Below are 17,232 nucleotides of genomic sequence, written 5' to 3'. Positions count from 1 at the left end.
GACGCCGTCCTCGCTGACCCCCACCCCACCCCCGCGGCCGCCGCCGCCGCACGCACCCTGCTGCCCGCCCTGCGCGCCGAGCTCGACGCCGCAGAACACCAGCTCACCGCGATCACCGCCGGGCAGCCGGCCGTCCCGGCCCAGGAGACCCTGTGACGAACCTGCCCAGCCCCATGCGCCTGTACTTCCGGTGCCCCGGCTGCGCCCTGGTGGCCCGGCCCGGCTCGGCCTCCTACCCGGCCGCGCCGGACGGCTCGCCGGCCTGGGACGGCCGGCCGGCCGAGGTCCGGTGTTCGGAGTGCGGCCACCTCCACTGGGCGCAGGCCGCCGACATCGTGCCGGACACCACCACCAGCACCTGCCCCCGCGAGGGCTGCGGGAACGAAGCCCCGTGCCCGCAGGAGGCCGCAGTCGTCACCTGCACTGCCTGCCACCTCCTCTACGCCGGTCCCGCCACCGCCGACCCGGCCGTCCGGGACCTGGCCCGGGCGACCCTGGGCCTGCACACGGTCGAGATGCAGGGCACCCTCGCCGAGGCCAAGCGCCGCGCCGGCCGCGCGTAGCCGGGCCGGAACGGCGAGAGGCGGCCCCGCACCAGGTGCGGGGCCGCCTTCGAAAGGTGCCGCCCCCTCGGGGGCGGAGAGGCACGCGTCGGTGCCGGTCGTTCAGTGGGTCGTATCCAACCTGGCCCACGCTGCACTGCGATGGTGCCGCTCGGGAGCGCCCGGGCGGAGAGTGTGGTGCGCTGGGACCACTCTGGCACAGCCGACTGCGGGTCCGGCCCGGTGGCCGCAGGATTCACCCGATCGGATGACGGGTGTCCCCGGCGACCCGGTCAGCGGTCCTCGAACGCGTCCTCGGCCAACCGCGCGGTCACCACCTGGTCGATCAGGCCCAGCGCGGTGCGCAGGATCAGGTGCTCGGCCCCGTCCAACGGGGCCTTGTCGGAGACGAGGGGGCTGGGGCTGGTGAGCGTCGAGTACCCGGCGTCGGGTCGGCCGTACGGCTGGTGGGCTACGGTCACGGTGACCGAGTGCCCCACCGGCAGGGTCACCGTCACCACGGCGCCGGCCGCGACCGCACCCTCGACGACACGGTCGACGTTCTCCCGATCCGCCTCGGCGGCCAGCTCCAGGGGCGTGTGCAGGCCGGCCCGGGCCTGCAGCGCGTACCCGAGGGCGTCCACGATCCGGTCCGCGAGGTCCTGCGCCGCCTCGGCGATCTCCTCCGCGGAGAGGCTCGGGTCCACGGAGCCGGCGACCCGGTTCAGCGCGATGCCGAGCTGCCATGCCGCCTCGACCAGCGGCTCCGGATCAGTAGACAGCACCGCCGGAGACAGCACCCGCTGCACAACCTCGGCCAGGGCCCGCACCTCGGCCGCCCGCACCGGACGGTACTCCGGCAGCCTCGGCCCCCCATACGTCCCGGCACCGGCGTCCACGCCGATCGCGCCGAGGTGCTCGCGCACCTCGAACGTCGAGACCTTCGCCGCCCGCGCGAGCTCCTGGAGGTCGCGCTCACCCGCCCACCATGCCGAGGCCAGCGCCTCCCGCAGCAGCTCGACCGGGCCGTCGGCCCGCTCCGTGATCAGGGCCAGGCACGCGGTCCGGGCGACGGCGGCGGGGCCGGTCTCAACAGCAGTTGCGGTCACGATCTCCAGCGTAGCCCCGGCCGATCGGCGGCGGGCCAACTTCGCCCGCACCCCGGCCGCGGCGACGCGCAGCCGGGCGGCCGCCCACCGGGCCGCCGGCGGCACCGACCGATCAAGGAGCAGCAAGAACACGTGCTTGAGCACGATCAGCTTCGGGTCATCGTCCATGCCGAGCCCCACGCAACCGCGCCCCAGGCTGCGCTGCCCTTCACCATCGCCAGCTGCCAGGTCCCCGGTAGCGGCCGGGACGCGGGCCGCCGTCGGGGAGCACCTGCCTGTGGCGAAGGCGGTTCCGTGCTCCGAAACAGGGGGCTATCCCCGTTCCGCGGTTGCTCAACGATCAACCTGCCATGCGCTGCCGGCGTTGAGGAGCCGGCGCATGATGCACTTCGCCCGGCGTGCAGCCTCGCCCGCACGCCCCCCGGCGGCATCCCGGAGGGGACAGGGTGTTGGATGCCCCCATGTCCGTTGAGTCCGCCGCGATAGGCGCCGCCGGCCGCACCCTGGCCGCCCTCGTCAAACCCACCCGACCGGCCTGGCACACCCCCATCGGCAGCAAGCTAGAACGCCGCGCCGCCTACCTGCGCCACGCCCAGGCCTGCGCCCAGCTCGTCCTGGCCTCCGGCTGGCAACTCGAATCCGGCCGCCACGGACTTCGGGCAGCCCTCTACGTGGCCCGCCCGGTGCTCACCGAGTACCTCGCGGCCGCCAGTGCGACCCTCCAGTCCCTCACCGAGGTCCGCCTGGTCGCCACCCCCGAAGTCCGGACCCGGGCCGAGACACTCGCCGATACCGCCAACGCCGCCCACAACGGCGACGCCGAGCTCCAGGCCTACCGGGACGCCTCAGCCGCCTACCTCGCCCTGGTCCAGGCCGAACTCGGCTACGCCGTCCGCTGGTGGCAGGCCCACCGGCGCCTCGGCGCCTGGTGGCGCGCTCGGCCGGACCGCCAGGGCGCCCGCCGCCTTCAGCGCGAAGCCGCGGCCGCCGCTTCGTAGAGGGGCCATCGGGGCCCGTCGTCCGGGCTGTTCAGCCACGCGAACTGGCGCTCGGGGGTGACCGTGATGCCGTAGTCGTACGGCTCCGGCCTCCCGAGCTCTTCCCACTGCTCCCACGCGTGCAGCAGCTCGTCGCCGATCCGTCGCCCACCGCCCTGGAACAGCGCGGACCCACCGTCGCCGGTGGCGGAGAACATCGCCCACCCCGCCGTGCCGTCGTGGACCCAGGCGTTGACGCCGTCCTCGTCGCGGCCGGTGGTGATCACCGCGTCCGGCACGGCGACCCGCAGGGCGAACTTCAGGTCCCAGTCCCCTTCGAGCGGGGCGAGACTGCGGTCGATGATCCGCTTGGTCTCGGCCGGTCCGTCGCCGCGCACCGCCCGGAACGCCGCCGGGCCGGCCGACGGCGGCACCGGGCCGGTGCGGTCCGCCATGAACTGCGCCAGACCCTGCACCTGACCGCTCGCGCTGCGGCCGTCGGCGGCGACGGTGAGCGCGACGTGCCCGAGCCGGCCCCACGGGAACACGATCCGCCCGCCCGGCCCGGCCGCCTCGACCCACGTCCACGGGACGCGCTCGACCGCGTACGTGGCGATCACCCGGTCGAAGCGCCCGCCAGCGGGGGCGGTGACGGTGGCGTCCGTGGTGAGCGTCTCCACGTCCAGGCCGGCGGCCGCAAGCCGCTCCCGGGCGAACGCCGCGAGGTCCGGGTCGATCTCGGTGGAGACCACCCGGCCCGACCCGGCCCGCCAGGCCGCGAGCGCGGCGTTCCAGCCCTGCCCGCCGCCGATGTCCCACACCCGATGTCCGGGCTCCAGGAGCAGCGCGTCCAGCATGTCCACCACGATGCCCTGGGCGGAGAGGCTGGAGGACGGCAGGCCGCCCGACACCTGGGTAACGGCGGCCGCGTCCTGGCTCGCGTACAGCTCGTCGGCCCAGCCGTCCGGGTCGACATGCCGGTCGACGGGAACGTAGGCGTGCCCGTCCCACCGCCACAACCGGTCCGGCGCGAACAGGTCCCGAGGCAGCGCGGCCACGGCCTCGCGCAGCCACGGCGAGCGCTCCGGCCAGTCCCCGCGCGCCTCCATCACCTCATCGAGGGCGGCACGCCGGTCCTCAACCATGGTCAGCCGCCCTTCGGCTTGCGGTGCTTCCCATCGCTGCCCGGATCGGGCTTCGGCACCTTCCCGTCCGCGTTCCCGGGCGGCGGAACACCCTTGCCCAGATCCTCCGCCGGCTTCTCGTGATCACCGCGGATCGGCTGCGTCACCGCAGTCCCCTCTCGTGTACGGGATGACGAACCCGACCATCCTGACCGTCCGACCCGCGCGACGGTAGAGGGCGCAGGGGCGCGTACGGGGCGCGCCCGGGCTCCGTACGCCGGGTCTTTGCGCGCGGCAGCGCCATGAGATATAAGTACCTTGTAGAAGTCACTTATGAGATCCTGGAGCAACCATGGGCGCCGAGCAGCACCCCGAGACCGAAGACGCGCAGCAGAAGCGCCGCCGGGAGGCCATCCAGTACTTCCAGAGCCCCGAGGGCAACGAGATGGCCACGGGGATGTTCCTCGTCAGCCTCACGGACAAGGTCAACGAGGGTGAGAAGGCCAGGGACGCGAGGGCGCGCGAGATCCACCGGCTGTACAAGGAGGACCCCAAGCGCTGGACCCAGGCGAAGCTCGCCGAGCTGGCGGACATCAGCCAGCCTGCGGTCTCGCAGATCCTGGCCAAGGAGCCGCCCGCCGTGCCGGTGGGCGAGTAGAACGACAGGTGGCCCCGGCGCACTGTTCGCGCTGGGGCCACCCGCCTGGTCTTCTCGGGACCGCCGAGCACCCTACCTCCCGGCGCCCACACCGGCCGCAGCCCCCTCCGCCCCGGCCGCAGGAACGCCCGGCACCACGCCGGCGGCCAACGGCGACGGACCGACCCCCTCCAGCTCGACCACCCACGGACGGTCGTCGAACACGTCCGGCACGATCACCTCGCGGACCCACGCCTGTCCGCGCCCGCACCCCGGCACCTCGACCGCCACCGCCGGCCCACGACCCGCGAGGCTGCCCCCCGGCGCGGCGCGGGTCTCCAGAGCGACCTCCCACCCGCGGCGCAGCACGCTGCCGAGGACGTCGTCGACCTCCGCGCTCGACCAGCACCGCGTGGTCGAACCGCTCCCCGCCGATCGGCACCGGGCCCTCGTAGCGGCCCGCCAGGCTCTCCGTCATGACCCCAGTGTGAGGCCGTCCGGCGCCGCGATCGTCAGGGCGTCCAGCGCCTGCTGCGCCTTGCCCTCGCTGCCCCGGCCGCCGCGGCGCGCCCCGCCCTTCGCGTACTTCGCCGCCTGGGTCTCGGACGACCAGTCGCCGGTGATGGACACGATCTCGGGGGCGCTGTAGCCCTGGGCGCCGAGGTCCGTTGGCACGCCGGCGCGCAGGCCGTGGCTGGTCACCTCCGGCGCGTCGAAGCCCGGGGTCCGGGCGGCCATCCGCTTCACCGCCCGGTTCACCGAGTGCCCGGTCATCCCGATCCCGGACTCCGGCACCGGCATCAACGCGCCGTTGTCGGTGACGCCGCGCAGCAGCGGCATCTCCGGGTCGGCCTGGCCGTACTCGGCGAGCAGCTCCAGGTACCGGCGCACCACGGCGATCGCCACCGGGTCGCGCACCTCGTACTCCTTGCCGGTGCTCCAGTGGTCATTCTTCGACGTGCGCTTTCCGACGACCATCACCTCGCCGCCGTCCGCGAGCGGCACGAACTCGATTGAGTCGATCCGGTACCGGGCCTGCTCGGAGCGGCGGGCCCGGGTGCGGTAGCCCAGGTGCAGGATCACCAAGTCCCGGTAGCGGGCGAGCTCGCTGCTGGCCGTGGCCCCGGCCTGGAGCTCGCCAACCCGGGCGCGGTCGATCGGCGGCGACGACTTCGGGGTGCGCTTCTCCTGCGCGAACCGCGCGGCCTGCTTGCGGATCAGCGCGTTCGCCGCCCGCGTCGGCGGCCACTTCGGGAACCCCGCGTCCGCGTTGCGGTCCCGGATCGCCGCCATCGCCAGACGCAGCGAGCTGACCGGCGCCCCGGTCCCGTCCCGGCCGCCGTGCCGACGCAGGTGGGAGATGTAGGAGACCATCGTCGTCTCCGCCGTCCGCGGCCCCGGCCGCCGGCCCTCCCGCGCGCACCAGCGCTCGAAGTACAGCCACTGCTCGTCGTACGTGCTGGTGGTGCGCTCCGGCCGGGCGTCCCCCAGGTCCTCCGCCGCCTCGGCCGTCAGCGGCTCCTCCGGGTCGAAGATGGGCAGCGCGAACTGCACGAGCGCCTGGTCGTCGTCCTCGACGAGTTCGGCGTCGACCACCTCCTCGTCCGCCAGCACCGGCAGCCGGTCACCGTTCACTGGTCTGCCTGAGCGATGCACCGGGGATCGGTGCAGCTCACCGAGATACTGGCGTAGCCCACGTGGTGGCTGAGGGTGGCATCCTCACTGAGGGAGGTCTCAACGATGGGGCCGACGCTGTCGGTGCAGCAGGCCTGCAACCCGCACAGCGAAGCGGCGGCCTTCAGGCCCTGATCCAGTGCCTGCCCCAGCTCGTCGAAGCCCGAGTACTCCAGGCGCAAGACACCAGTCTTGGGGCGCAGCTCGAATGAGTGCCGGACGGACGGCGATCGGGCCGGGGCGGCCGCCAGCTCGGCGGTGTACGGCTCCAGCGCGTCCCGCAGCCCGCCGAGCGCCCGCTGGAGCGTCTGCCGGTACTCGGCCCACGCCGCTTCCCGGTCGCCACCGTAGGTGTGCAGCAGCGCGTGCTCGGCCGCTTCTGTCACGATCTCCCGGGTCTCGTCCAGCATGGTCGTCAGGACCTCGCGCTGCACCTGGACTTCCTGCTTGAACACACAGCTCCGGTCGGCGCACTCCACCCGGGCGGTCGCCTGGACGGCCCCGTTGTCCGCCGTCGTGGTCGTGACCTCGATCGTCTCGTGGTTCGGGGTGCACGGGAGGAAGCGGAGCCTGTCCCGGACGTTCTCGGCCAGGCCGGCGGTACCGCCGCGCGCGGCCAGCACGTGGGCGGCGGCACCGACCGTGGCCTCGTGCACGATCAGGGACGGTGGGGTGTCGGCCATGCCGAGAGTGCGGGTCCGGGCGCTCACCGCTGTCCCTTCGCCTGGTCGACGGTGGCCTGGAGCTCGGCGTGCAGGATGTTGTGGAAGTCGCGGTCGGCGGTGGCCGGGTAGTCGGGGTGGTCGCGCCAGGTGCGAGCTGCGGCGGCCAGGGTATTCCAGCCGGTGCCGCCCGCACCGATGTTCATGCCCTCGCCGGTGAACGACGTTTCCTTGCCCCGCAGAGGCAGGCAGACGGCGCCGGCGCGGGCCTCCCGGGTGGCGGCCTCCAGGGCGCGGGCCAGGTCGAGGGCGGGGTGCTCCTCGCCCAGCACCTTGGCCAGGGCCCGCGACTGCTCCACCAGGCGGGCGGTGACGAAGTCGTGAACGGCGTTGATCTCGTCCAGGGTGATGTACACGGTCTTCCCCTTCCGGTGCGGTTCCGCCGGCCCGGGCCGGGTGCGGCGGACGGGTCCAGCGTAGGGAGGGGTGCTGACGGCCCGTGGAGCACAGGATATCTGTACCAACCTTCGTGTTGCGTCCTCTAAATACTGTTAGAGGACGCAACACGAACCATGGTACAAACGTCACGAGGGGACGGGCGCGCCGTTCGCGAACCTCGCCCAGGCCGGCAAGTAGCCCGGGGTGTCGCGCCACGGCGCAGCCAGCTCCACCAGCCCGTCCCACCCGGTGTGCCAGCACTCCGACGCCGGATCCGGATCGTCCTTCAGACAGGCCAACAGCGAGACCGTCAGCGTGAGCGCGGCGTTGTGCACCGCCGAGGACGCACGGTCCCCCCGGTAATGGCCCTCTGCGGTACGGCGGTAGACGAAAGCGCTCAGCGCCCGTACCTCGTCCTCGGTCGGGAGTGCGAGCGCCTGCTGTTCGGTCGTCATGGAGGGAGCGTACGGCCAGGCCGCCGGCGGTCTGGAGCACAGCGTACGGGGTTCACCCGTTCAGGCGGGGCGCACAGTCCGGTACTTCTGCAACGCGCTCTCGAACGTCGCGAGCCGGGCGGCGAGTTCCGCGTCGGTCAGCCGGTCGTCGCGGCGCAGCGCCCGCCACAGCAGCCACTCCTGCTCGTACGCGGCCGGGCCCTGGGTGGTCAGCTGTGGTGCGGCACCGTCCCGGATCGCCTCCAGGGCGGCGGTGCGGGATCGCGGCCGGCGCCCCGGCACGGTGATGGTGCTCGGGGAGTTCCACAGGGCGTCCCAGTCCGGCCGGTGCGACCACGGGCCGGCCATCGTGGCGAGGGCCTCCCACGCCGCGGCGATGACGCACCCGCAGCGCTCGGCCGCTGTTGCGCCGGCGGCCCGGTCCCGCTCGTGCAGCAGCAGGAGGAGCTCCTTCCGCAGGCGCGCGACCGCCACGACATCGGCGGCCGCGGCCCGCCGCACCTCCTCGCCGGCCCCCGGCGCACCGGCGGCCTCCCGGGTGCGGCGGGTCACGAACCTGGCGAGCATCCGGACGTCGGTGACGGTGAGGCGGTCGGTGGTGAGGGGAGGGGGCGCCCAGTCGGTCGGCAGGGTGGTCACGCCGTCAGGGTAGCCCTGGCGGCGGACACCCTGTGTGAGGCCGTCTATCACCCGTTTACCGTGGTTTTTTGTGTTCATGGGCCGGAGAGTGGCAGGGTCCCGGCCATGCGAATCACGATCACCGTTGACGATCCCACCCCCGCAGCGCTGGAGCTGGTGCGCGCCTTCGCGGCTCTGCCGGCCGCCCGGGTCGCGGCGGAGCCGGCCGACCGCTGGACGACGGAGCGGGCGCGGACCTACTTTCGGTTGCTGCCTCCCCGGGCGCAGCAGATCCTGCGCCAGGTCGTCGAGGGCGGAGGAGCGTGCTCGGCGGAGACGCTGCGCGGGGAGGGCGGGAGGAGCCTGCGGGGCTGTACGGGCTCGTTCGGGGCCCGGGTGCGTGAGGGTGCGGCGGCCGGGTACTGGGCGGCCGGCATTCCGGTGCCGGTGGAGAGCGTCACCGTCGGTGGCACGCTGGTGCGCCTGGAGATGCCCGGGATGGGCGAGGACACGGACCCGCTCCCTGTGTTCCGGGCCGCGCTCGACCGGTTGGACGGAGAGCGGTGACGGGTGGTGCGTAAGTTACCCCCGAGAAAGGGTTGCGTTAGCGAAACCATTTTGGCATCATAATGGTTGTCGGAACGCAACCGGAGGGGATACGATGCGCAAGGATCTGCGGGTTCTGGTCAAGAAGCTCACCGCCCAGGGATTCGAGGTGCAGGCCACCAAGAACAACCACCACGTCGTCCGAAAGGATGGCCGCCGAGTCGCCCACTTCGGAAGCACCCCCAGCGACCCCCGAGCGATGGCCAATCTCCTCGCGTCCCTGAAGCGCGCGGGATTCAAGCCCTAACCCGCCCTCCGGGGGCGCCCGCCGGGCGCCCCCGGCCCACCACCGGTACACCGACACCCCACCGCACCAACCAACCCGAGGAGCAACCCGCATGCCCCCCACCACCGACTGGAGCGTCTACGTCGAGTACGACACCACCCTCCCCGACAACGACGACGTCCACGACGCCCTGCTCGACCAGCTCGCCGACCACCACCCCGCCCTGACGACCGCCCCCAACGGCAACATCGGCGTGCTCATCACCATCACCGCCCCCACCGTCGAACAGGCCTGCACCACCGCCCTGGAGACCGTCGGCACCGCCCTGCGCACCGTCCACGGCTCGGCCGCCCTCGCCGGGATCGAGATCATGACCAGCGCCGAACTCAACCGCCGCAACCACCTCCCCACCATCCCGCCGCTGACCGACATCCCCGGCGTCGCCCGGATCCTCGGCATCAGCGGCGCCGGGGCCCGCAAGCGCGTCACCTCCCCGGAGTTCCAGCGCCACGTCCCCGTCGCCACCACCATCGACGACCGCCCGTACTTCGTCGTTGAGCACGTCGAGCGCTACGCCGCCCAGCGCACCCCCGGCCGTCCCGCCAAGGCCACCAGGCAGTGACCACCCACCCGGACGGGCCCGCCCCGTCCCAACCCGCCGACGAGGAGCAGCACGTGGACCGCGACCGCCTGGTCGAAGTGATCGAGGAAGCGCTGGAGACGATCGACCGCGAGCGCGCGGACGACGGGGGAGTCGAGGTCATGTCCTTCAGCGACCTCGCCGGCGACCTCGCCGACGCGATCCAGAGGGCGGGCCAGCGGTGAGCGCGCGCGTGTGGGGCCGCTGGTGGCCCGTCCCGGCCGACACCGAGCCGATCGACCAGCACACTTGGCTGGAGTGGTGGCCCACCCAGCGCTCCGCCGAGCAGGCCCTGCGCGAGCGCCTCGCCCCGCAGCCGACCCGGCTCGCCGACGTTGCCCTCAGCACCATGGAGCTCGCCGACGGCCGCACCCTCCCCGACGCCCAGTTCTGGGGCGACGAGCGCTCCCGGATCTACCTGAACGCCGTCACCGGCCAGCCCGGCCACAACCCGCAGGCGGACCCGAGGCCCTACGGGATGCTCGAGTTCGACGCCGGCCAGGTCGTGTTCCGCAACCTGACCGGCGTCCCCTCCCAGACCGTCCGCATCGAGGCCACCGACCAGGACAGCGGCATCGAGCTGTGGATGCGCGACGTGGTCGTCTACCCCTGGAACATCGGCTCCTTCGGCGGGCCCCCGGACGACCCGGACCGCTGGAGCCGTTGGCTCCGGCACGTCGCCCCCGACGGCCTCGCCACCCTCGACTTCTTCGTCCCCGGTCCCTGCACCGCGACCGCCACCGACCTCGACACCGGCGAGCGCCTGGCCGCCCTCGTCCTCAACACGCTGCAGGAGACCCGGTGACCCTCGACCTCGGCCTCACCCCGGACCAGCAGCTTCAGTACGAGGCGTTCCTGCTGCTGTCCGGCCTCGACAACGACCCGCGGCCGGCCGAACAGGCCTTCGTCGACGACCTTCCCCTGCTCCTGGAGCCCGAGCTGTTCCTGTGGATCAGCGTGCGCCAGCCCGACGGCGGCGCCCGGGTCTACTACCGCTGGACCGAGGGCGGCGAGGAACTCGGCAACTGCATCGACCAGGCCGCCCTCGCCGCCGGCCTCGACTGCGCCGACAACTTCCACATCGCCAACCGGCACCTGACCGACTCCCAGAACGGCCAGGTCCGGATCCAGACCCACCGGCTGCGCCCGATCCAGGCCGACGTCACCGCCGGCGTCCGGGCGCCCGAGAGCGAGCGCGCGGGCATCCGCCGCCTCATCCACTACGTGGCCCTGGAGAAGGGGCAAGAGGAGATCGCCCGGAACCCGGTGGTGCCGCGCTGGCTTGGCGTCGGCCCCGCCCTGCTCAGCCGGACCAGGTAGGGCCCGGTCAGCCGCGGCGCAGCGCCGCCATCGCGCGGAAGAAGTCCTCCACCTCCACCGGGTTCCGGCCGGAGTCGCGCAGGACGTACCGGGTGATGGCGTCGTGCTCGGCGGCCTCGGCGCTCGCCAGCCACTGGCGGCCCATCGCCTTGGCCTCGTCAGGGGAGAGCTGGCCCGCGTTGCTGCCCTGGCGGACCTTCACGAACGGCAGTCCGGTCGAAGCACTGACGCCGGCCTCGATCCGCAGGAACGTTCCTGCGGGCAGGGGCCGGCGTTCGCGTACCTTCCCGAGCATCACGCCGATCACCTCGTCCGGCAGCTGGAGCCCGGCGCGCAGCTCGGCGATGAGCGCGGCGTCGCACTCGGCGGCCGCCGCCGCGGCGAACAGCGCCTCGGCGGTGCTGCGGATCTTCTCCAGCGGGAAGGTCCCCGCCCAACCACCCCACGCCACAATGCATTCCGGGCGGCCGGTTTCCGAGTCCTCGGTCGCGTCGATGTGGATCGTGCTGTCCTGTTCGACCGTCATCCCGGCAGCGTAGCCCGGGAGCCCGACTTCCAGGACACCATCGGTCAGGCCACGAGCAGTGCCGTTCGGGCCTTCTCGGCGAGGGCACCGGCTCCACGAACACCACGGGTCCGGTATCCGGCCATCGTCTTGGAGATGGTCTTGATGGACTCGGTGTTCCGGGCCGAGCTGACTCCGTCCATCAGGTCCAGCGCCTGGTCCCATGTTGCGACCGCTTCGTCCATGCGGCCCTGGCGGTCCAGCGTCCTGGCCAGTTCGTGGGTGCTCAGCGCATGGACCCGTCGGAACTCCTCCGGGTCCCGGCCGGACAGCTCGGCCCGGCGGTTGCGCTCGGCGCCCGCGTGGTCGCCGAGTTCGGTCAACGTCTTCCCCGTGTGCGAGCTGATGGTTGCGGCCACCGGCCCGACGGCGAGCGCGTAGCCCGCCACGGGGTCGCCGGTCCGGCCGAGGGCATCCTCGGCGGCGAGCAGCGCGGCCGAGGCCTTGCTGCCCTGGCGAGTCGCTCCGTAGGCACGGGCACTGGTGATGAGCAGCAGGGCCCGGGTCTGCTGGTCGATGCGGCCGGCCGAGCGGCGCAGGGACTCCTCGGCGAGGTCGACGCAGAACTCGGGCTGCTTGAGGTTCAGTGCCTGGTGGGCGAGGGCACGGAGCATCCATGCGCCGTGCCCGTGGTAGTCGGATTCGCAGGCCAGTTGGTAGCCGAGCAGGTAGTAGCGCTGAGCAGCGCCTTCCTGGCCGAGGTCGTGGTGCTTCCAGGCGAGCAGGTAGGCGAGTTCGGCCGTGACACCGTAGGCGTCCCGGCGCACCGTGTCGTCGCTGAAGTGGCCGCGCAGGAGAGGAATCGCAGCGTCGGTGAGGTAGAAGGTCGCGGCCGTCAGGCCGTGCCCGCCGCCGAGCTGTTCGTCGGCGGCGCGGAACGCGCGAACTGTCTGTCGTACGGCTGCGATGTCGGCGCGGCCGACCCGGGACCGCCCCTCGTTGGCGCGCAGGGTCCGGGCGACGGCCTCATGGTCGTAGCCCAGGGGAAGCGCGGCAGCGGCGGAGACGTAGACGGCGCGTTGCAGGAAGGTGCGGCGGCTGGTGTCCATCAGGGTTCTCCCCAGGTCGGTGGTCGCGGCGATCGGATCCGCCGCCAGCACGGGGACATCCTGCGGCTGGCTGCCGTACCCGATCTCCTCCAGTGTGACTACCTGCCCGGTGAGCTGAGCGAGCGCCTGAGCCAGAAACTCTGCGGAGCGCCCCTTCGGGCGCCGGCCGCTGCACCAGTTCGCCACGGTCGACTTCGTCGTCCGGATGTCCGGATCGCCGTTGATGGCGGCCTGCTGGCAGTGGGCCCGGGCCACGGCATCGAGCATCAGGCTGTGCTCGGAGATGAAGCGCTGCAGTGCGGTCTTGGGCTGCGTGGATGCCGTCATGAGTCCCACCCCGTGCTCGGCTGAAAACCGGGAAAACCACTTTCCGTGGTGCTGACTGTACCGAGAGATGTACCTGCGGTGTTGAACTGCCTGTGCGCCACGGAGAAGTACCCAACGGACCGTCACAGGACTTGTGGGCAAGTCTGATTGGACTACAAGGCGGGCACCTCCCACCCCGCCCGGCCCTTGCCTCCGTGGCGCGCTGAGTCCTCACCACACCACCCCTGAGAGCAGCGCACCAAGTCCCACGCCGAGGAGTGTCATGCCGTCCGTCACCACCACCACCGCAGCCGACAGGAGCAACGTCGGAGCGATCCGCCGGGATACCGAACGTGCCCTCACCGAACTTCGTCTGGCCTTCCCCGAGGACCTGGTTGAGACGGCCAAGCTGCTGGTGTCCGAGGTGGTGACCAACGCGATCTTGCACGGCAGCCCGGAGGCCGGCGGCGAGCTGCGGATCGTGTGGAGCGCGCTGCCGGGCGGCATGCTGAAGGTTTTGGTGACCGACCAGAGCCGCACCATGCCGCACTTGGAGACCGCTGGCCAGTGCGACGAACATGGCCGCGGCCTCGACATCGTCCGCCGCCTCGCCACCAACTCGGGCTGGTACCCCGAGCCCGACGGCGGCAAGACGGTGTGGTTCACGCTGCTCCAGGAGGAGCCCGCCGCCCGCCCGTCCATCGAGGCCGCGCTGGCGAACGTCGAGGTCCCCCAGGCCGTTCTGCGCGCCCACGGCCTGGGGCCCAGGCCCCGTCGCGTCCCCGACCAGCCCGAGGCGATACCGCCGCACCACCGGGGCCTGGCCCGGCTGCGCCCCACCTCGGCCGCTTAGCACCGGCCACTCGATCACCCGGGTGGCGGGACCAGCAGCGCACGCTGCTCCCGCCACCGGGGAACCAACGTCCTCGCCCCGCGCTGCCGCGTACGGGCGGGGACAGCGGGAGAGCAGCGCACCCCACCGTCAAGCTCACCGCTGCGGCCCGCACCCCTCCGGCCTCCGGGGGCAAGGGCCGGCCCTCGGTGCCGGCTTCGCGAACCGGCACCTGTCCAGCCCGCCGGGGAAGACGGGCGGACAACCCGCCGGCGGGGGCCTTTCGTGCAGGCCCCCGCCGGCACCCCCACGTTCAGTCCACCATCGCGACGACGAACGGCCACCCGAAACCGTGACCACCCACGATGACGCCCAGACCGAGCGGCCACCCGCCGAGGCCGCTCAGCGGGCCGCCAGCGGACCCGCCGGGCCGGGTACCCCGTGCCCGCTGTGCCGGAACCGCCTGAACCTCACCCCGGCACAGCACACGCTGCTGACCTACAACGCCCACGGCCTGGCCATCCACGAGATCGGCCAGCGCCACGTACCACCGCTCACCAGGTATCAGGTCCACGAGCAGACCGCGGTGCTCCTGGCTCGCCTGGACGCCCGCAACCGCGTGCACGCGGTCGACATCGGGTGCCGCGCCGGCCTGGTGGAGCTCCAGCCGGACACGCGCCTGCCCGCCCCGCTGACGCCGCTGCAGGCGTACGTGGTGGTCTGCCTCGCCCGCGGCGCCACCCGCTCGCAGACCGTGACGATTCTGGGGATCAGCCCCAGGGATCTCACGACGGCTCTACGGCAGGTCAACCGGATCCTGGGGCTTCCCAGCGGCCGGCCTCCGTTCAGGCATGTGCTCCGCCTGCTGCACAGCGCGCAGGCCCTGCCCACGAGCCTCGCCTGCCCGTGCACCCCCGACGAGCCGCTGCCCTCGCCGGACGAACTCGTCCGGCTGACCGAAGAGGCATTCCACCGGACCGAAGAGGCCAAGACCGCCGTGCAGGGCGCGCCGTGCCCGCGGTGCGACTCCCGCATCCGGTTGACCACCGAGGAGCACCAGGTGCTGACCATGGTGGCCCGGGGCCGGACGAACGCGGAGATCGACGCGCACTTCGGCACCAAGATCTCCGGCGGTGACCGTGTCAGGAGCCTCCGCAAGAAGCTGGGTGCCGCCCACCGGTCCCAGCTCGTCAGCGTCGGGTGGCGCTACCGCCTCCTCCCCCTGCCCGAACCCCTTCCGGCGCCGCTGGCGGTGAGCGACCAGCGCGACAGGGACGCGCTCATCCGGATCGCCGACGGCTGGGACACCCGGGGCGCGGCGGCATCCGTGCAGCTGACGAACGGCGGCATGGGCGCCCGGCTGGCCACCATCAACCGGCGCCTCGGCATCACCGACGGCCACCTGAACCCCCAGGCCGTCTACCTCCTGCACGCCCTCGGCGACATCCTGCCCGACAGCCACCCCTGCCCGTGCGCACCGGCCGGGGAGACGGCGGCACCGGCATGAGCCGGCATCTGCTGTTCGACAGGCCCTGCCCCCAGTGCGGCCACGGCCTGTTCATCTCCTCCGATCCCTGCCGGCGCTGCGGCCGCGGCTTCTCCATGCGCCTGGACGACCACGACTCGCTCGTCCTCATGGCGGAGGGCAGGTCGGACCGGGAGATCGGCGCGCGCTTCGGCAAGGGGGCCTCCAGCGGCAGCCGCCAGGTCGCCCGGGTGCTCTCCCTGACCGGGGCAACCTCCCGCGCGCAGGCGGTCGACCTCGGCTGCCGTACCGGCCTCCTGGACCCGCCGGACCTGCGTGACCAGGCCGACCGGGTCCGTGCGCGCGACCTCGACGCCATGCAGCTCGTCGCCGGCGGCGCCACCCTCGGCGAAGCCGCGCAGAGGCTCCGCAGCCCCCTGCAGCCGGCCAGCCTGCGCCAGTGGCTGGGCACCTTCTACCAGGCGATCGGCGCCGGTGGCGCGGCGCCCCGGGCCCGGGCCGTCTACCTCCTGCACGGCATGCGGCTGCTGCGGCCGTGGCACCCCTGCCGCTGCTGGCACTCCGGCTCGAAGGCCGGCTGGTGAGCGCCGAACAGCTCCCGCCCGGCGCCGGGCGGGAGCACGCCGTCCTACCCGAGCACCGCGGCGGCCGCGAGGGCGGCACCGGCCTGGACCGCAACGAGCTGCTGCAGCGGGTACGGCACCACCCGCAGTTCGTTCTCGGCCTCCGCCGCCCAGGTCTCCAGCAGCTGCCCGGCCTTCCACCCCTCGTGCCGCTCCCCCTGCTCCTCCAGGGCGCGGGCGAGCATGCCGGCCGCGCGCAACGCCAGCTGCACCCGGGTGAAGTGCGCCTCGGCGACCGCCGAGGCGGTCAGCAGCCCGCCGTCCTGCCCGGCCTGCTGCCGCCACGACCGCACGACGTGCTCGGCGATCGCCACGGTGTCCGCGAAGGCGCGCCCGAACAGCCCTCCGGGACTGCGGGGAGCCGCTGCGGCCACCGCCCGCACCAGGGCGATCGACTCCTCCAGCCGGTCCGCGACGCCCAACAGCACCTCGCCGGGGGCGGCGTCGAAGCGGGCCCGGACCTGGTAGAGAGGGACCTCCGGCAGCAGGGTCACCGCGCCGTACCGGGCCGCGTAGTGCGCCAGGTGCGCCCCGTGCGCCGGCACGTCCTGGTGGTCGCGAACGACCAGCTCCTCCACCCGCGGCATGACGTACACCCCGGGCCCCAGGCTGGCCCAGCCTTCGACGTCGGTCGTCCACCCGCCACCGGGCAAGCCGTGCCGGCGCACGTTCAGCTCCAGGCACTCGGCCAGCCCCGGCACCTCCCGGTCGACGATGTGGAACGGCGCCCCGAAGTCCGCGTTGTGCAGGGACACCACCAATGCCGGCTTCAGCTCGTCGACCAGGCCGGCGAGCGCGTCGTTCTCCGGCAGGCCGAACCGGTGCACCCGCCCCTTCCATCGCACCGGGAACGTCCACTCCGGCTGCTCGGCGAGCGCCGGGCGGAAGAAATGCCGGTGCTGCTCCAGCAGGGTCAGCGGACGGCCCGCCCAGCCGCTGTTGAGGGCCGCGCCGTCCGGGTCCGTGCACGGCAGGAAATGCCACGACCAGTCCCTGCGCAAAGTGTCGTTCTCCACCACCAGCTGCGCCAGGCACCGAACGGTGGCATACCCGACCGGCTCGTTGGGGTGCGCCCCGCCGACCACCAGCGCGGCCCGCCGCCCGGTGCCCACCGACAGCACCTCCATGTCCCGCCCCTGCCGTGACCTGCCGATACGTCGCACACGGCACAGGTCCGGACGCTGGCGCTCCAGCGCGTACAGCTCCATGACCGCCTCGTCCGCCATCGGCACCCGCTCCGAAGGACCCACCAGACCGAACATATTCCCTCCCATTCCAGCCGACCTGAAAAACGCTCCGCAAAACGCGGAAGCGCTATTCGCAATGCCCAAAAAATGCCCGCA

The 17,232-nt window shown here is 73.0% G+C and carries 23 protein-coding genes; 12 read left to right on the top strand and 11 right to left on the bottom strand.

Annotated features, from left to right (window positions below):
* Nucleotides 1-152 precede the first annotated feature (152 nt).
* Entirely contained in the window at nucleotides 153-563 is a 411-nt protein-coding gene (locus ABTX81_RS30820) for a hypothetical protein (protein ID WP_350552420.1), read from the top strand.
* A gap of 272 nt (nucleotides 564-835) precedes the next feature.
* Here the strand turns inward: ABTX81_RS30820 and ABTX81_RS30815 are convergent, their stop codons facing one another.
* The gene (locus ABTX81_RS30815; protein WP_350552418.1) at nucleotides 836-1,819 is read right to left on the bottom strand and encodes a hypothetical protein; all 984 of its coding nucleotides are present in this window, start codon (nucleotides 1,817-1,819) and stop codon (nucleotides 836-838) included.
* A 293-nt stretch (nucleotides 1,820-2,112) separates the two neighbouring features.
* Here ABTX81_RS30815 and ABTX81_RS30810 point away from each other — a divergent pair, with 293 nt between their 5' ends.
* Nucleotides 2,113-2,649, top strand: a complete 537-nt coding sequence (locus tag ABTX81_RS30810) for a hypothetical protein (protein WP_350552415.1) — start codon at nucleotides 2,113-2,115, stop codon at nucleotides 2,647-2,649.
* Here the strand turns inward: ABTX81_RS30810 and ABTX81_RS30805 are convergent.
* The gene (locus tag ABTX81_RS30805; protein WP_350552412.1) at nucleotides 2,619-3,773 is read right to left on the bottom strand and encodes a methyltransferase domain-containing protein; all 1,155 of its coding nucleotides are present in this window, start codon (nucleotides 3,771-3,773) and stop codon (nucleotides 2,619-2,621) included. The genes ABTX81_RS30810 and ABTX81_RS30805 overlap by 31 nt on opposite strands.
* 2 nt (nucleotides 3,774-3,775) lie before the next feature.
* Nucleotides 3,776-3,919, bottom strand: coding sequence for a hypothetical protein (locus ABTX81_RS30800; protein WP_350552409.1), 144 nt, complete (start codon nucleotides 3,917-3,919; stop codon nucleotides 3,776-3,778).
* A 185-nt stretch (nucleotides 3,920-4,104) separates the two neighbouring features.
* Between ABTX81_RS30800 and ABTX81_RS30795 the strand changes: the two genes are divergently transcribed.
* On the top strand, nucleotides 4,105-4,410 hold the full coding sequence (locus ABTX81_RS30795) for a hypothetical protein (protein WP_350552407.1): 306 nt from the start codon (nucleotides 4,105-4,107) through the stop codon (nucleotides 4,408-4,410).
* Nucleotides 4,411-4,863: 453 nt separating this feature from the next.
* Here the strand turns inward: ABTX81_RS30795 and ABTX81_RS30790 are convergent, their stop codons facing one another.
* From ABTX81_RS30790 to ABTX81_RS30770, 5 genes are all read right to left on the bottom strand, one after another.
* Nucleotides 4,864-6,024: a site-specific integrase gene (locus ABTX81_RS30790; protein ID WP_350552404.1), complete on the bottom strand. Its 1,161-nt coding sequence runs from the start codon at nucleotides 6,022-6,024 to the stop codon at nucleotides 4,864-4,866.
* The gene (locus ABTX81_RS30785; RefSeq protein ID WP_350552402.1) at nucleotides 6,021-6,746 is read right to left on the bottom strand and encodes a hypothetical protein; all 726 of its coding nucleotides are present in this window, start codon (nucleotides 6,744-6,746) and stop codon (nucleotides 6,021-6,023) included. The genes ABTX81_RS30790 and ABTX81_RS30785 overlap by 4 nt, the downstream gene beginning before the upstream one ends.
* 23 nt (nucleotides 6,747-6,769) lie before the next feature.
* Complete coding sequence (locus ABTX81_RS30780; protein WP_350552399.1) at nucleotides 6,770-7,141, bottom strand: hypothetical protein; 372 nt, start codon at nucleotides 7,139-7,141, stop codon at nucleotides 6,770-6,772.
* Nucleotides 7,142-7,309: 168 nt separating this feature from the next.
* Complete coding sequence (locus ABTX81_RS30775) at nucleotides 7,310-7,618, bottom strand: hypothetical protein (protein WP_350552396.1); 309 nt, start codon at nucleotides 7,616-7,618, stop codon at nucleotides 7,310-7,312.
* 60 nt (nucleotides 7,619-7,678) lie between these two features.
* On the bottom strand, nucleotides 7,679-8,257 hold the full coding sequence (locus tag ABTX81_RS30770; RefSeq protein ID WP_350552393.1) for a hypothetical protein: 579 nt from the start codon (nucleotides 8,255-8,257) through the stop codon (nucleotides 7,679-7,681).
* Nucleotides 8,258-8,362: 105 nt separating this feature from the next.
* Here ABTX81_RS30770 and ABTX81_RS30765 point away from each other — a divergent pair, with 105 nt between their 5' ends.
* The 6 genes from ABTX81_RS30765 to ABTX81_RS30740 all read left to right on the top strand — a co-directional run bounded on the left by ABTX81_RS30765 (nucleotide 8,363) and on the right by ABTX81_RS30740 (nucleotide 11,028).
* Entirely contained in the window at nucleotides 8,363-8,803 is a 441-nt protein-coding gene (locus ABTX81_RS30765; protein WP_350552391.1) for a hypothetical protein, read from the top strand.
* 94 nt (nucleotides 8,804-8,897) lie between these two features.
* Nucleotides 8,898-9,089, top strand: a complete 192-nt coding sequence (locus tag ABTX81_RS30760) for a hypothetical protein (protein WP_350552388.1) — start codon at nucleotides 8,898-8,900, stop codon at nucleotides 9,087-9,089.
* 91 nt (nucleotides 9,090-9,180) lie between these two features.
* Entirely contained in the window at nucleotides 9,181-9,690 is a 510-nt protein-coding gene (locus ABTX81_RS30755) for a hypothetical protein (protein ID WP_350552386.1), read from the top strand.
* Nucleotides 9,687-9,893, top strand: coding sequence for a hypothetical protein (locus ABTX81_RS30750; RefSeq protein ID WP_350552383.1), 207 nt, complete (start codon nucleotides 9,687-9,689; stop codon nucleotides 9,891-9,893). Before ABTX81_RS30755 ends, ABTX81_RS30750 begins: the two co-directional genes overlap by 4 nt.
* Entirely contained in the window at nucleotides 9,890-10,513 is a 624-nt protein-coding gene (locus tag ABTX81_RS30745; protein WP_350552380.1) for a hypothetical protein, read from the top strand. The genes ABTX81_RS30750 and ABTX81_RS30745 overlap by 4 nt, the downstream gene beginning before the upstream one ends.
* Nucleotides 10,510-11,028: a hypothetical protein gene (locus ABTX81_RS30740; protein WP_350552378.1), complete on the top strand. Its 519-nt coding sequence runs from the start codon at nucleotides 10,510-10,512 to the stop codon at nucleotides 11,026-11,028. The genes ABTX81_RS30745 and ABTX81_RS30740 overlap by 4 nt, the downstream gene beginning before the upstream one ends.
* Nucleotides 11,029-11,035: 7 nt before the next feature.
* Here the strand turns inward: ABTX81_RS30740 and ABTX81_RS30735 are convergent, their stop codons facing one another.
* Nucleotides 11,036-11,554, bottom strand: a complete 519-nt coding sequence (locus ABTX81_RS30735) for a hypothetical protein (protein ID WP_350552375.1) — start codon at nucleotides 11,552-11,554, stop codon at nucleotides 11,036-11,038.
* Nucleotides 11,555-11,598: 44 nt separating this feature from the next.
* The gene (locus ABTX81_RS30730) at nucleotides 11,599-12,969 is read right to left on the bottom strand and encodes an NsdA family TPR-like regulatory protein (RefSeq protein ID WP_350552372.1); all 1,371 of its coding nucleotides are present in this window, start codon (nucleotides 12,967-12,969) and stop codon (nucleotides 11,599-11,601) included.
* Between the two features lie 262 nt (nucleotides 12,970-13,231).
* Between ABTX81_RS30730 and ABTX81_RS30725 the strand changes: the two genes are divergently transcribed.
* From ABTX81_RS30725 to ABTX81_RS30715, 3 genes are all read left to right on the top strand, one after another.
* A complete protein-coding gene (locus tag ABTX81_RS30725; protein ID WP_350552370.1) occupies nucleotides 13,232-13,801 on the top strand; it encodes an ATP-binding protein in 570 nt (189 codons plus the stop codon).
* A 331-nt stretch (nucleotides 13,802-14,132) separates the two neighbouring features.
* Complete coding sequence (locus tag ABTX81_RS30720; RefSeq protein ID WP_350552368.1) at nucleotides 14,133-15,287, top strand: helix-turn-helix transcriptional regulator; 1,155 nt, start codon at nucleotides 14,133-14,135, stop codon at nucleotides 15,285-15,287.
* Nucleotides 15,284-15,850, top strand: coding sequence for a hypothetical protein (locus tag ABTX81_RS30715; protein ID WP_350552366.1), 567 nt, complete (start codon nucleotides 15,284-15,286; stop codon nucleotides 15,848-15,850). The genes ABTX81_RS30720 and ABTX81_RS30715 overlap by 4 nt, the downstream gene beginning before the upstream one ends.
* Before the next feature lie 44 nt (nucleotides 15,851-15,894).
* Here ABTX81_RS30715 and ABTX81_RS30710 read toward each other — a convergent pair whose 3' ends face one another.
* Complete coding sequence (locus tag ABTX81_RS30710) at nucleotides 15,895-17,139, bottom strand: M14 family zinc carboxypeptidase (protein ID WP_350552364.1); 1,245 nt, start codon at nucleotides 17,137-17,139, stop codon at nucleotides 15,895-15,897.
* Nucleotides 17,140-17,232 lie beyond the last annotated feature (93 nt).

Source organism: Kitasatospora sp. NPDC097605, from assembly GCF_040302725.1.
In the GTDB taxonomy this organism is placed as follows: Bacteria; Actinomycetota; Actinomycetes; order Streptomycetales; family Streptomycetaceae; genus Kitasatospora.
The sequence above is the reverse complement of the archived record's forward strand: the minus strand, read 5'-3'. Positions and strand labels throughout refer to the sequence as shown.

Bases quoted from the DNA above. Each gene is read 5' to 3' on its own strand.
- ABTX81_RS30815 (WP_350552418.1), bottom strand. From the start codon at position 1,819: ATGGACGATGACCCGAAGCTGATCGTGCTCAAGCACGTGTTCTTGCTG.
- ABTX81_RS30810 (WP_350552415.1), top strand. From the start codon at position 2,113: ATGTCCGTTGAGTCCGCCGCGATAGGCGCCGCCGGCCGCACCCTGGCC.
- ABTX81_RS30805 (WP_350552412.1), bottom strand. From the start codon at position 3,773: ATGGTTGAGGACCGGCGTGCCGCCCTCGATGAGGTGATGGAGGCGCGC.
- ABTX81_RS30795 (WP_350552407.1), top strand. From the start codon at position 4,105: ATGGGCGCCGAGCAGCACCCCGAGACCGAAGACGCGCAGCAGAAGCGC.
- ABTX81_RS30785 (WP_350552402.1), bottom strand. From the start codon at position 6,746: ATGGCCGACACCCCACCGTCCCTGATCGTGCACGAGGCCACGGTCGGT.
- ABTX81_RS30775 (WP_350552396.1), bottom strand. From the start codon at position 7,618: ATGACGACCGAACAGCAGGCGCTCGCACTCCCGACCGAGGACGAGGTA.
- ABTX81_RS30765 (WP_350552391.1), top strand. From the start codon at position 8,363: ATGCGAATCACGATCACCGTTGACGATCCCACCCCCGCAGCGCTGGAG.
- ABTX81_RS30760 (WP_350552388.1), top strand. From the start codon at position 8,898: ATGCGCAAGGATCTGCGGGTTCTGGTCAAGAAGCTCACCGCCCAGGGA.
- ABTX81_RS30755 (WP_350552386.1), top strand. From the start codon at position 9,181: ATGCCCCCCACCACCGACTGGAGCGTCTACGTCGAGTACGACACCACC.
- ABTX81_RS30735 (WP_350552375.1), bottom strand. From the start codon at position 11,554: ATGACGGTCGAACAGGACAGCACGATCCACATCGACGCGACCGAGGAC.
- ABTX81_RS30730 (WP_350552372.1), bottom strand. From the start codon at position 12,969: ATGACGGCATCCACGCAGCCCAAGACCGCACTGCAGCGCTTCATCTCC.
- ABTX81_RS30725 (WP_350552370.1), top strand. From the start codon at position 13,232: ATGCCGTCCGTCACCACCACCACCGCAGCCGACAGGAGCAACGTCGGA.
- ABTX81_RS30715 (WP_350552366.1), top strand. From the start codon at position 15,284: ATGAGCCGGCATCTGCTGTTCGACAGGCCCTGCCCCCAGTGCGGCCAC.